Raw genomic sequence first — 12667 nt, 5'->3', positions numbered from 1 at the left:
TGTCGGGTTCGGGTGGGGTGTTGTCGGGTGGGGCGGGGGTGGGGTGCCAGCTGCCCGAGGGGTCGCGGCCGGGGGGCGTGGAGGTGTCGTCCATGGTCAGAACAGCGTTCTCGGGCGGGCGGCGTTGGCGCGCCGGACCATCGCGTGCCGGTGTCCCGCGCCGTCGGCGTGCTTGGCGAGCAGCCGGTACGTACTTTCCAGGCGTCTGCGCAGGAGCGGTTCGCGCATCGGGGTGCCGAACAGCTTTCCGTCGCGGTCGGCCGACGCGGGACGCGTCCGCAGCCAGGCGAGCGCGGCCTCCAGCACCTCGGCGGCGAACGCGGCGAAACGTTCGCTGTCGAGGGGCAGCGACTCCAGGCGGCGGCCCGCGCCGACGAGCGCGTCGGCGTCCAGTTCGCCGGGGCCGCGTCCCCGGACGGTGGCGGCGACGGCCGCGAGCTGCGCGGCGAGGTAATGGCTGGAGATGCGCGGCACCTCGTCCAGGACCCGTTCGGCCGCCGCCCGGTCGCCGGCCGCGAGGTGCGCGCGGGCCAGGCCGAACGCGGCGCTCACATGGGTCGGATCGGTGCGCCAGACCGTCTCGTAGAAGCGGACGGCCTCGGCGGGCGCGCCCCGGCGCTCGTGGCAGAACGCGAGCGCGAGCTTCGGGGCCGTCTCGCCCGGCATCAGGTCGTAAAGCCCGTCGAAGATCCTGGCGGCGTCGGCGGCCCGGCGCTCGGCGAGGGTGCGCAGGCCCCGGTACCAGTCGACGCGCCAGTCGTCCGGCCGGTCGGCGCCGATCTCGTCGAGGAGCCACCCCGCCTCCTCCAGCTCGCCGAGCTCGATCCGGACCCGGACGAGCGCGAGCCGCACCTCCGGCGAGGCCATCGGCGCGCCGCTCAGCGCGGCGGCGAGGTCGCGGGGGTCGCGGGCGTTCAGGCCGCCGAGGAACGCGGCGGCCGGATCGGACCCGTACACCAGCGGTACGGGCAGCGCGGCGGCCGCGGCGACGGCGTCCAGCGGCGCGAGGACGGGCACGGCCGCGCCGTTCGCCCGCGCCCCCGCGGACCCCGTCTCGCCGACGTCGATGATCTCGGTGCCCGCCGCGTTCCGCTCCGGCCCGAACAGCGCGGACGGCGCGGGGCGGGGCACCTCGTCGTCCGCCGACAGCACCTCCCGCAGGACGCCGGTGAGCTGCTCGGCCATCTCGGCGGCGCTCTGGAACCGCTGCGCCGGATCGGGGTGCGTGGCGCGGCGCAGCAGCCGGTGGTACGACTCGTGCCGCGCGAGCAGCGGCACCTCGCTCTTCGGCGGCAGGCTCCGCAGGTGCCGCCTGGTGTAGCCGCGGAACGGGAAGCTCAGCACGGCGAGCGCGCGGCCCACCGTGTAGAGGTCGGAGGTGATCGACGGCCCCTGCTCGGCGATCTCCGGCGCCTGGTAGCCGTGCGTCCCGAAGATCGGGGAGTCGACGTCGAACGCCCGCCGGACCCCGCCGAGGTCGATCAGCTTGAGCTGCTCCTCGGACTGGATCGCGTTGTCGGGCTTGAAGTCGCAGTACAGCAGGCCCTGCGCGTGCAGGTAGCCGAACGCCCGCAGCACCTCCAGCCCGTACGCGATCACCTGGCCGAGGGGCAGCGCGGCGTTCTCGCCCTCCTGCTTGCGGTGGTCCAGCAGGATGTCCTTCAGCGACCGGCCGCCGACGTACTCCATCACGATGTAGCCGGAGCCGCCGTGCCGCACGAAGTTGAAGATCTTGACGATGTTGGGGTGCTCGACCTCGGCGAGGAACGCCCGCTCGGCCGTCGCGGCGGCGAGCGAGTCGGCGTCGCCGGTGTCGAGCAGGCCCTTCAGCACCACCCACCGGTGCGACAGGTTGTGGTCGCGGGCCAGGTAGATCCAGCCGAGGCCGCCGTGCGCGAGGCACCCGAGCACCTCGTACTGCCCGCCGACCAGCTCGCCCTGGCGCAGCTTCGGGGTGAACGAGAACGGCTGCCCGCAGGACCGGCAGAACCCCTCCGTCCGCCCCGGCGCGCCGTCCCGCCCGCGCCCGACCGGCTCCCCGCACCGGCTACAGAACCGCCGGCGCTCCGGTACCTCGGGCCGTTCCATGACCGCCGACGCCGGATCGCGGTACGGGACGGGCGGCACCTCCACGAGCCCGGCCCCGAGCATCCCGCGCCGCACCGACCCGCTGGACCCCGTCCCCCATCGCCCCCGCGAGGTCGAACGCCCGAAGACAGCGCCCGATCCCCTGCTCCCCGACCCCTTGCTTCCGGAACTCCCGCCGGTGCTCCGGCCACCGCCCGCGTTCGCCGGAGAATCGGGAATCGCCGACGGCGTCGTATGCGCGAACCCGACCCCACCAGCGGCCCCCACCCCCGTCGAACCCTCCGAAGGCCGCGGAACAGAAGAGGCACCCGACTGCGGTCCACTCGCGTCGCCGGGGGCGGGACCTGGGCCGGGACCTGGGCTGACGGGCGGTCTGGACGGAGGGGCGGATGGTGCGCCGGGCCGGGCGGACGCGGCGGCGGGGGAGGAGGCGACGGGCTGTGGGGACGGCGGCTCGGGGGGCGGGGCCATGCCGCAGACGTCGCAGAAACCGTCGGGCTCCACGGTGCCGCCGCAGCCCGTCTGCGCGCATCGCCTCATCGCCGGGTCCTCGTCTCGCTCTCGCACGCCTTGATCGCGCGCTGGTACTCCGCCACGGCCGCGGTCGAGCGGCGCAGGTCGCACGGGGCCGTCCACAGCAGCTCGCGCGCCCGCTCGTACAGGCCGGTGAGGGCGTCGTCCTCGGCGAGTCCGAGGCGGGCGGCCTTCGCCCGGTACGCCTCCAGGCGCCCGCGCAGCTCGCCGCGCCGGTCGAGCAGCCCGGCGCCGAGCAGCAGGTCGCGGTTCGCGCGCTCCAGCGCGGCGGCCGCGGCGTCGTCGAGGTCGGCGACGCGTTCGGCCAGTTCCTCCCAGCGGCCGTCCGCGCGCAGGGCCTCGAGCGCCGCGAGGCGTTCGCGCAGGACGGGGGCGTTCGGCGGCGTCTCGGGCAGCCCCGGCGACTCGATCTTGAGGAGCGCGGCGTCGCGGACGTCCCGCGCGCGCCGCTCGGCCTCCTCGACCTCCGCGAGGCGGGCGGCGATCCGCTCGGCGCGTTCGGTGTAGCCGTCGCGCAGGTCGACCATCGCGGCGAGGTCGTCGCGGAGCCGGTCCAGGGCGGCGCGGAGCCGGCCCAGCCGGGCGGTGTCGGCGCGCCCGTCGCGGACGAGCGACAGCGGGTCGGTGCGGACGACCTGCCCGAGCGCCGTCAGCTCCCGGCCGAGCCGGTCGAGCTCGGGATGGCGCGTGCCGTCGAGGGACTGCGCGAGCCGGGCGGTGTCGCGCCAGCTCTCCTCGGCCTCCTCCAGCGGGACGAGCAGCGCGTTCCACGCCGCGTCGGCCGCCGCGATCTCCCCCGCGACGAACTCGTACGCCGCCGACATCGTCGCGACGGCCTCGTCCAGCGTGACCCGCTTCTCCTGCGGGCCGAGCAGCGTGCGCCGTTCGAGCGGGATCTCCCCGCCGGGCACCTCGACGGCCGGGCCGGTCAGCATCCGGGTCAGCTCCGCGAGCGTCGCCGCGTCGGGACGGGAGCGCCGGTCGCGCAGCTCGCCCGCCTCGTCCAGAACGCGCTGGTAGGCGTCGAACAGCCGCCACAGCGTCGCCAGCCGCGCCTGCGCCCTGTCCCAGCGCCGCCACGTCTCGCCGGTCAGCCGCGCGCCTTGCAGGAGCCGGTTGCCGTGGTGGCCGTCGAGGTCGAGCAGGGACGCGGCGATCCGCTCCTTGTCCTCGCGCAGGCCGCGCAGGGCGTGGTCGACGCCCTCCCGGCTCATGGGCGCGGCGGCCCCGGCCCCGCTCTCAGTCACGTCAGCCCCGCGATCGCCGTTCCGAACATCCCCGATACACGATGGGGGTTGCGCTGCTCCCTCAGTGTGATCGGTGACACTTGTGGAGACAAGCGGACCGACCGGGCACCGCCTCCCCGCGGCGCCCGCCGTGCCCGCTCGGTGACCGGGCCCGCGGCGCGCCGTCCGCGCCCCCGGCCCGATACCGGATCACTACCCCGGACGGCCGCCCCGCCGGGGGTTCGTGACCGCCATCGGCCAGCGCGTTCCGGGCCGCGCGCCGCGGAGGGTGAGGCGATCATCACGCGGGTCGGGCTTGTGCTCCGGGAACCTCCTGGTGTGAGGTGACGTTGCGCAGGTGAGACGTCGAGACGAGAGGAGTTGTGAGTCCGCGGTGTCGGACCCCAGTCATAGACCCGGTGCCACATGCTGAACGCGGCGCTGGGCGTTCTCGCGGTGGTCCTGCTGACCGCCGCGACGGGCTACTTCGTCGCCCAGGAATTCGCATTCGTCGCCGCCGACCGTTCGGGCCTCCAGCAGGCGGCCGACCGCGGCGACGCCTCCGCCCGGCGGGCGCTCAAGGTCATCGGCCGGCTGTCGTTCATGCTGTCGGGCGCGCAGCTCGGGATCACCATGACCACCCTGGTGGTCGGCTTCATCGCCAAGCCCGCCCTCGCCGAGCTGATCGAACCGCTGCTCGACGTGACCGGCGTCCCCGAGGGCGCCACCGGCGCGATCGCGCTCGCCGCCGGGTTCGTGCTCGCCACGCTGATCCAGATGCTGCTCGGCGAGCTGTTCCCGAAGAACCTCGCGCTCGCCCGCGCGGAGCAGCTCGCCCGCGCCCTCGCCGCGTCCACCCTCGCCTACCTCACGGTCGCCGGGCCGCTGATCAGGCTGTTCGACCGGGCCGCGACGCGGCTGCTGCGGGCGGTCGGCGTCGAACCCGTCGAGGAGCTGCACGGCGGCGCGACCCTGGAGGACCTCGGCGACATCATCGGCAAGTCGCACAGCGCGGGCCACCTGCCCGCCGACCTGTCCGGCCTGCTCGAACGCGCCCTGTCGTTCGGCGACCGCACCGCCGACGAGGTCATGGTGCCGCGCCCGCAGGTGCGCACGCTGCCCGGCGCCGCCCCGGTGTCGGAGCTGGTCGGCGCGATCCGCGAGACCGGCCACACCGCGTACCCGGTGTACGGGCAGGAGGTGGACGACGTGATCGGCGTCGCGGGCGTCCGCGAGGTCGTGGACGACTCCCTCGACCCGTCCACCCCGATCCGCCGCGTCGCCCGGCCCGCGCTGCTCGTGCCGGGCAGCCAGCCGCTGTACGGGGTGATCGAGCAGATGCGCGACACCGGCGAGGAGTTCGCCTGCGTCGTGGACGAGTACGGCGGCCTCGCGGGCATCCTGACGTTCGAGGACATCGCCGAGGAGCTCGTCGGCGAGATCGCCGACGAGACCGACGCCGACGAGACCGCCCCCACCACCGGCCCCGATGGGTCGTGGCTGGTGGACGCCGGGATGCGGATCGACGAGATCGGCCGGCTGACCGGCCTCGCGCTGCCCGCCGGCGAGGCGTACGACACGCTCGGCGGCCTCGCCATGGCCGAGCTGCGCCGCCTGCCGTGCCCCGGCGACGTCATCACCGTCGCCCTCGACCCCGACTCCGGACAGGATGGCCTGGTCGAACTGCACGTCGTCACCGTCGCCCGCCGCGTCGCGGACAAGATCCGCCTCCGCGCCCTCCCGTCCTCCGAATCCCCGCACTCCCCGACCCGAACCCCCGTCTCGGACCCGCCCTGCGCCATCCCAGGGCCCACCGAGGCCCCCGCCGCGGATATGCCAAGCCCAGCCCAGGACGACCCGACCGGCAGTACGCGAAGCGACGACCCAACCGTCCCGAGCACGGAACAAGCCCCCATCGACGCGAACGGCCAATCGCCGCGCACACAAGACGGCCCCCGCACGCGGCTGATGCCGCGCAGCGCCCACAGGGCGTGAACGGTGTCGCGCCCGGGACGAACCCGGGCTCGCCGAGCACGGGCGGGAATGTGCGGAGCGGGGGCCGGGAGTCAGCGGACCGGGAGCCAGCGGACCGAGAGTCAGCGGACGTGGAGCCGGACGCCGTGGAGAACGGCCGGGCGGCGGCCGTGCCCGACGAGCAGGCCGTTGAGCAGGCCGTGAGGGCCAAAAGCTCCGAGAGGGCCGAGGACGTCGCTGAGAAGGTCGTTGAGAAGGCCGATGAGAAGGAGGCGGCGTCGTGGATCCGATGACCTCGCTTCTCATCACCGTTCTCCTGCTCGTCGGTAACGGGTTCTTCGTGGCGGCGGAGTTCGCGCTGGTCGCGTCGAGCCGTTCGCAGCTCGAACGTGCCGCCGCGCGCGGTAGCCGGCCCGCCGTCGCCGCCGTCGCGGGGGTGCGCGAGCTGTCGCTGATGCTCGCGGGCGCGCAGTTCGGGATCACGATGTGCTCGCTCGGCCTCGCGATCGTCACCGAGCCCGCGTTCGAGCACGTCCTCGAACCTCCGCTGCACGCGCTCGGCGTGCCCGAGGCGGGCTCGAAGGCCGTCGCGCTCGCGGTGGCGCTCGCCGTCGTGACGTTCTTGCACATGGTCGTCGGGGAGATGGCGCCGAAGTCGTGGGCCATCGCGCACCCCGAACGGTCGGCGCTGATCCTCGCGCTGCCGTTCCGGGCGTTCGCGAAGGTCTCCCGGCCGGTCCTCGCGGCGCTGAACGCGATGACCAACGGGCTGCTGCGGCTGATCCGCGTCACGCCACGCGACGAGCTGGAGAGCCACACCGACGTGCGGCGGCTCAGCCATCTCGTCGGCGAGTCGCGGCGGCTCGGCCTGATCGAGCGCCAGGACCACGAGCTGCTGCGCCGCGCCATCGCCGCCCGCGAGGTCACGGTCGGGCACCTCGTCGTCCCGGCGTCCTCGGTGTCGACGATCGGCGCGGACGAGACCGCCGCGCGCATCCGCCGGACCGCGACCGCGAGCGGCCACAGCCGCCTGCTGGTCCGCGACCACGACGGGACGATGACCGGCATCGTGCACGTCCGCGCCGCGATCATCGAGCCGGACGGCGAGCGGCGCGCCGCCGACCTCGCCCATCCCGCGCCGGTCCTGACCGCCGCGACGACCGTCCTGGACGCGGTCACGCGCCTCCGCCGCGCCCGCGCCCAGCTCGCCGTGGTGAACGACGCGGACGGCGAGTTCTCCGGCATCGTCACCCTCGACGACCTGCTGGCTGAACTCCTGGCGACCAACCCCCACTGACCCGGCACTCCTCCGCGCCCTGCCGGAGCGCGGTCCCGCCCGGGTCGGGAGCCTCTGCGCACCCGCCCCTTGCGCGCCCCGCTGGAACGTCGTCGCGCTCGGGTCGGGGGCCTCCGCGTCCCTCGCCCCTTCCGCGCCCTGCTGGAACGTCGTCACGCTCGGGCCGGGGGGCTCCGCGTTCCCCGCCCCTTGCGCGCCCCGCTGGAACGTCGTCGCGCTCGGGTCGGGCGCCTCCGAGTCCCCCGCTCCCTTCGCGCTCCGCTGGAACGCGGTCGCGCCCGGGTCGGGGGCCTCCGCGTCCTCCGTCCCCTCCGCGCCTGGCGGGGCGGGGTGGGGCGGGCTGCGGGGGATGGGCTTTAGCGAAGGGTTGGCGGGTGCGGGTGACTCGCTGTTATCGAGATGCTGCAATGCGTTTTCTGGGGCATCGTGTCTGGTATGCACGGAATCGGGCACCGCCTCTCGCGCGCGTTCGGTCTTGGACACCGGCATGGTGGCCGGGCCCGGGTGGGGCACCGCTTGGGACATCGCTTGGGGCACGTGCTCCGTCCGCACTCGCACGAAGCGGCCGACAAAGTCGACCACGCCTTGGAGGGCAGTGGCGAGGGCATTCGCGCCCTGTGGATATCTCTCGCCGGGCTGGGCGCGACCACGATCATCCAGGCGGTCGTGTACGCGCTGTCGGGCTCGGTGGCGCTGCTCGGCGACACCCTCCACAACGCGGCCGACGCGCTGACCGCCGTTCCGCTCGGCGTGGCGTTCGTCCTGGGTCGGCGACCGCCCACCCGCCGCTACACCTACGGGTACGGCAGGGCCGAGGACCTCGCGGGCGTCGTGATCGTCCTCGCCATCGCCGTCTCGTCGGTCGCCGCCGCGTACGCCGCGTTGCACCGGCTGGCCGATCCCGAACCCGTCGCGCACCTGCCCGCCGTCGCCGCCGCGGCGTTCGTCGGGTTCCTCGGCAACGAGCTCGTGGCCCGCTACCGCGTGCGCGTGGGGCGGCGCATCGGGTCGGCGGCGCTCGTCGCCGACGGCCTCCACGCCCGTACGGACGGTTTCGCGTCCCTCGCCGTGCTGCTGGGCGCCGCAGGGGTCGCCGCGGGCCTCCCCTGGGCCGATCCGGTCGTCGGGCTTCTGATCACCGTCGCGATCCTCCTCGTTCTGCGGCAGACGGCACGCGAGGTCTGGCGCCGCCTCATGGACGCCGTGGACCCCGCCCTCGTCGATCGCGCGGAGAGCACTCTCGCGGACACGCCGGGCGTGCTCTCCGTCGGGCAGGTGCGGCTGCGCTGGATCGGCCACCGCCTCCGCGCCGAATGCGACATCGTGGTCGATCCGGCCACCACCGTCGTGGCCGCGCACCGGATCGCCGTGGACGCCGAGCACAATCTCCTGCACGCCCTGCCCCGCCTGGCGGGGGCGCTCGTCCACCCCGACCCCCAGCCCGCGCCGGGCGTCGACCACCACGCCGTTCTTATCGCGCACCGCTGACAGAATCGAACTGCCGTCCACAACGCCGACAAGATCGTCCGCGCATGAGATCGATGTGAGACGTTAGTCCCGGGCAGAAGGGGAGAGAACGCCCCGGAGCGAACGCGAACGGGATGGCGTCGGTGGACCACTCAGCAGAGACCAGCAAGCCTGGCGAGAGCGGCGAGGCCCTGCGTGACGCGGCTTCGGCGGCCTACGAGCCCCTCATCGCAGCGTACGAGGCGTTCGAGGAACGCCTGCGCGGAACGCCCGAGGACATCCCGCCCGTCGGGTGGGAGCCCCAGTTGGCCGCTCTGCGGGCCTTCCTCTCCGGCGACGTGCCCGGCGAATGGGAGGATTTGGCCCGCCTCCTGGTGGACCCTGAATCCCTCGTGGGCGAGAAAGGCACTCGCGTACGCTTGATCGAGGTCCCGGAGGACGCGGCCGAGGCCGCAGCCGTCCGCCGCGTGGTCGAACGCCTCCTGAGCGCTGGCGAACGTGCCCTCCTCCTCGCCCCCACCCGAGAACGCGCCGAAGAGATCGTCCGCGACGTGGCCGCCCCTGACTCGTTCACGTTGGTGGTGGAATCCCTCCCCTACGCCGCAACGTCCCCTGAAGAGTCTGAAGAACCTGTCGCCGCGCCCGTCCACGGTGCCTTTCCCGTCGAAGCGGGGCAGGACGACACACTCGTGGACCCTGTCGAGGACGCCTCCGCAGGTGTTACGGAGTCTGGCGGGCGTGCTCCCGGCCCGCCCTCCGAGGATGCAGCGGAATCGTCGGCCGAATCCCCTGAGGGGCCGCGAGAGACGTTCGGGGCCAACGGCACGGTCGAGTTCAAGCCCGTACGCCCAGCGCAGGCCGAACCCACGCCGCCTCCCGTGACACCGGTCTCCGGCACTCCTCTCCCTGACTCGGGAATCACCCGCGCCGAGCCGATTCCGCCGTCGGACGTAGAGGCCACGAGAGCGGAGCCCATCCCTCAACTCCCCCTGCCCGAGCCCGCATCGGCGACCCGCGCGCAACCGATCGTTTCTATGGAGGACGTCCCGCCGACCGCCGCCGAAGAGGCCGAGGGACTCACACGCGCGGAGGGAACGCCCGTTCAGCCGGAGCCTGTAACGCCTTCGGACGAAGCGCCCGCTGCGGTGACTCGCGCTGTGCCTGTTCTCCCAGACTCTGCGGACGGCGTGGAGGGGGCATCGCCGCCGACGGCTCAGCGCCCGTTGAGGAGACGCCCGTTCTCGGGGTTCCGGTGGAGGATGCCGGAGAGGTAGGGGAGCCGGGGCTGGAGAACGCGGGCGCGGGGCTTGGGGGATCACCCGTGCCGAGGTCGAGGAGCTGGAGCAGTCGGCGGCGTCGATGACCGTGCCGGAGTCGTTGCCTGAGCCCCTTCGGCCGCCGGAGACGTGGGTGCGGGGAGCGACCGTACGGCCGGTCGGCGAGTCGTGGCGGGAGGCGTGGCAGAACGAGGCGCGGATGCTGCGGCGCGGGCTGCTGTGGCTGGAGCAGTGGCCCAGGGACGCGTCGGCGCTGGAGGCGTACCGCGAGGAGCAAGCCCGGCGGCGCGAGGAGCTGGACGCCGAACTGGAAGGGATGGCGGCGGCGGCCGAGGAACTGCGGGGTTCGGTCGAGGAGGCCGAGCGGACGGCGGCGGAGGCCGAGGCGGAGAGCGAACGCCTGGCGGGCGAGTTGGAGAAGGCCGACGCGGAAGTGGCCGGTCCGCGTGCGGAGGCCGAACGGCTCCAGGCGATCGCGGACGAGATGGCGGCCGAGGCGGGGGAGCTGACCCGTACGGCCGACGCGGCCTACGCGCGGTGCGCCGAGTTGGACGAGCGGGCGGCGCGTTCGCAGGCCGAGTTGAACGCCGCGCGGCAGCAGGAGGAGTCGCTGACCGCCGACCTCGCGCGCGCACGCGAGGACCTGCCGATGGCGCAGCAGGAGGCGGAACGGCTGCTGGCCGCGGACGCCGACGCCGCCGCTGAGGGCCACGCGAGCTACTACCGGCTGGTCACCGCCGAATCGGCGCTCGCTGCGCGCCGGCGGAAGATGTCGCTAGGGCAACGCTTGCACGTCGCCGCGCCGCCGACGGACCTGAAAAGCCTGCGCGCCGAGGTCAAAGCCCGTACGCGGGACGCGGACCAGGCGGCTTCGCGCGCGCAGGAGGCCAAGAACGCCGCTGAGCAGGCGGAGAGCCGCCGACAGGAGATCGCCGCGTTCATCGACCGCGGCGGCCCGTTGATGGACGCCGCCCGCGAAGCGCAGCAGCGACTGGGTGAGGAACTCGTCCGGCTCGCGTCGGAACGGGAGGACGCGGGAGCCGTGCACCGCGAGCAGGCCCGGCTGGCGGCGGAGGCCGTGGACCGCGCGACAGGAGCGAGCATGGAGGCGCGCAGGGCGCGGCAGGCCGCGCAGGAGGTGGAGCAACGGTTCGAGGCGGCGCGTGCGGCGCGGGCCGAGGCGCTCACCTTGGCCGAGCAGGCGCGCGCCGCCGCCGAGGACGTCGTCGCCCGGATCGCGGAGGCCGAGGCCGCACACGAACGCCTCCAGAACGACGCGGAGCAAGAGATCGCGGCGCGTACGGCGGAATTGGGCACGCTGGAGGAGGCGGAGGCGCGTTCACGAGAGAACGTCCGGGAGATCTGCGGTTCGGACCCGATAAACGAGCCCGACCTGCTTTCCACCCATCAGGAACGGGCGATGGCCCGCATCGAGCAGCTTTCAGGGTTCCTGGACGCGGAGGCGGGATTCGAGGCGACGAGCGAGACGGGGGAGATCCTGCTCCGTTCGGCGGATCTCGTCGCCGGGACGCCGGTCGGCATCGGCGCGTCCTCGCCCGCCCCGGAGTTCGATGTGCTGATCGTCGCGGGCGCGGGGGAGATCCCCGACGCGGACCTGCTCGTGGGGGCCGTACGGGCGCGCGGCTGGGTGCTGCTGGGCACGCCGGGCACCCGCCCGCACACGTACGAGGGCTACGACACGCCTACGGGCCCTTCTCCCTTCGAACGCTGCGCCGAAAAAGCCCCCGACCTACTGCGTCGTTCCGAAAACTAAGGCCGGCCAAGCGAACGGGCCCGAGGTCGTAGAGAACCTCGGGCCCGCGTCGCTGTGACGCCGGGATCAGTCGTCGTCGCCCGGGATGAAGATGTGGAGGAGCCAGCTCACCACGCCGACGACGATCGCGCCCCAGAAGGCGGGCCAGAAGCCGGCGACGTGGAACGGCAAATCGAGCTTGTCGGCGATCTCGCTGGTGAGCAGGAGCAGCAGGGCGTTCACGACGAGCCCGATGAGGCCCAGGGTGAGGATGTAGAACGCGCAGCCGAGCGTCTTCACGATCGGCTTGATGACGGCGTTCACGACACCGAAGATGATCGCGACGCCGACGAGGGTCAGCGCGCGCCGCCCGGCGGTGTCGCCGGAGACGGTGATGTCGTGGACCAGCAGGGTGGCCACCCACAGGGCGACCGCCGTGACGCCTATCTTGAGAAGAATCCGCACACCACGATCATGCTTGTCCGGTCCGTCCCACCCCATCCCCCCACGCGGCGATATTCACGGTCCCGGATCTCATCTTCGGGTACGACTCGCGACGCGATCCCCGATCCGTCGGCTCCGGCCCGTCATTGTGCTTCCCGCGGGTTTTCGGCACCCCAGTCCCAGAGGGCTTGGAGGACGGGCCCTAGGCGGCGGCCGTGTTCGGTGAGGCTGTAACGCGTGCGCGCGGGCCACCCGGGCAGGCGGACCCGTTCGAGCACTCCGGCCTCGACGAGTTGGGCCAGCCGGTCCGTGAGCACCTTGTCCGACAGCGCGGGAAGAACGGCGCGCAGCTCGCTGTAGCTGATTTCGCCATCGCGCCGCAGCAACTCGCGCAGCAGCAGGGTCGTCCAGCGGCCACGCAGCGCCGCGAGTGTGATTTCGACCGGGCAGGACGGTGTGGGCTCGGCGACTCGTGCGCGCGCGTCGTCCGGCAGACCCGGAACGGCCGCCGCCGCGACGTCCCGCACCGCCGCGACGTCCTGCACCGCCGGGGCGGACGGGTTACGCACCGTTTGGTGAGCCACGGGGGCGCCTCCTAGCGTGGCCG

At 73.8% G+C, this 12667-nt stretch carries 10 protein-coding genes; 6 read left to right on the top strand and 4 right to left on the bottom strand.

Going from position 1 to position 12667, the window contains the following annotated elements:
- Positions 1 to 96: 96 nt before the first annotated feature.
- Complete coding sequence (locus GEV43_RS13810) at positions 97 to 2628, bottom strand: serine/threonine-protein kinase (protein WP_206681468.1); 2532 nt, start codon at positions 2626 to 2628, stop codon at positions 97 to 99.
- Positions 2625 to 3869: a hypothetical protein gene (locus GEV43_RS13805; RefSeq protein ID WP_164717189.1), complete on the bottom strand. Its 1245-nt coding sequence runs from the start codon at positions 3867 to 3869 to the stop codon at positions 2625 to 2627. The genes GEV43_RS13810 and GEV43_RS13805 overlap by 4 nt, the downstream gene beginning before the upstream one ends.
- A 405-nt stretch (positions 3870 to 4274) precedes the next feature.
- Here GEV43_RS13805 and GEV43_RS13800 point away from each other — a divergent pair, with 405 nt between their 5' ends.
- From GEV43_RS13800 to GEV43_RS13775, 6 genes are all read left to right on the top strand, one after another.
- Positions 4275 to 5843 (top strand): CNNM domain-containing protein, encoded by a 1569-nt coding sequence (locus GEV43_RS13800; protein WP_160821043.1) that lies wholly within the window; start codon positions 4275 to 4277, stop codon positions 5841 to 5843.
- A 110-nt stretch (positions 5844 to 5953) separates the two neighbouring features.
- Positions 5954 to 6115, top strand: a complete 162-nt coding sequence (locus GEV43_RS13795) for a hypothetical protein (protein ID WP_160821042.1) — start codon at positions 5954 to 5956, stop codon at positions 6113 to 6115.
- Positions 6112 to 7119 (top strand): hemolysin family protein, encoded by a 1008-nt coding sequence (locus GEV43_RS13790; RefSeq protein ID WP_160821041.1) that lies wholly within the window; start codon positions 6112 to 6114, stop codon positions 7117 to 7119. Before GEV43_RS13795 ends, GEV43_RS13790 begins: the two co-directional genes overlap by 4 nt.
- A gap of 537 nt (positions 7120 to 7656) precedes the next feature.
- Entirely contained in the window at positions 7657 to 8607 is a 951-nt protein-coding gene (locus GEV43_RS13785; protein ID WP_309239620.1) for a cation diffusion facilitator family transporter, read from the top strand.
- 113 nt (positions 8608 to 8720) lie between these two features.
- Positions 8721 to 9860: a hypothetical protein gene (locus tag GEV43_RS13780; protein WP_160821039.1), complete on the top strand. Its 1140-nt coding sequence runs from the start codon at positions 8721 to 8723 to the stop codon at positions 9858 to 9860.
- Between the two features lie 136 nt (positions 9861 to 9996).
- Positions 9997 to 11637: a hypothetical protein gene (locus GEV43_RS13775; protein WP_160821038.1), complete on the top strand. Its 1641-nt coding sequence runs from the start codon at positions 9997 to 9999 to the stop codon at positions 11635 to 11637.
- A gap of 66 nt (positions 11638 to 11703) precedes the next feature.
- Here the strand turns inward: GEV43_RS13775 and GEV43_RS13770 are convergent, their stop codons facing one another.
- Both GEV43_RS13770 and GEV43_RS13765 read right to left on the bottom strand, forming a co-directional pair.
- Complete coding sequence (locus GEV43_RS13770; protein WP_160821037.1) at positions 11704 to 12081, bottom strand: phage holin family protein; 378 nt, start codon at positions 12079 to 12081, stop codon at positions 11704 to 11706.
- Between the two features lie 122 nt (positions 12082 to 12203).
- Positions 12204 to 12644, bottom strand: coding sequence for a helix-turn-helix domain-containing protein (locus GEV43_RS13765; RefSeq protein ID WP_309239619.1), 441 nt, complete (start codon positions 12642 to 12644; stop codon positions 12204 to 12206).
- Positions 12645 to 12667: the final 23 nt, after the last annotated feature.

The sequence above is a fragment of the Actinomadura sp. J1-007 genome (assembly GCF_009793335.1).
In the GTDB taxonomy this organism is placed as follows: domain Bacteria; phylum Actinomycetota; class Actinomycetes; order Streptosporangiales; family Streptosporangiaceae; genus Spirillospora; species Spirillospora yumaensis.
Note: the sequence above shows the minus strand (reverse complement) of the source record. Positions and strands in the feature narration are given on the sequence as shown.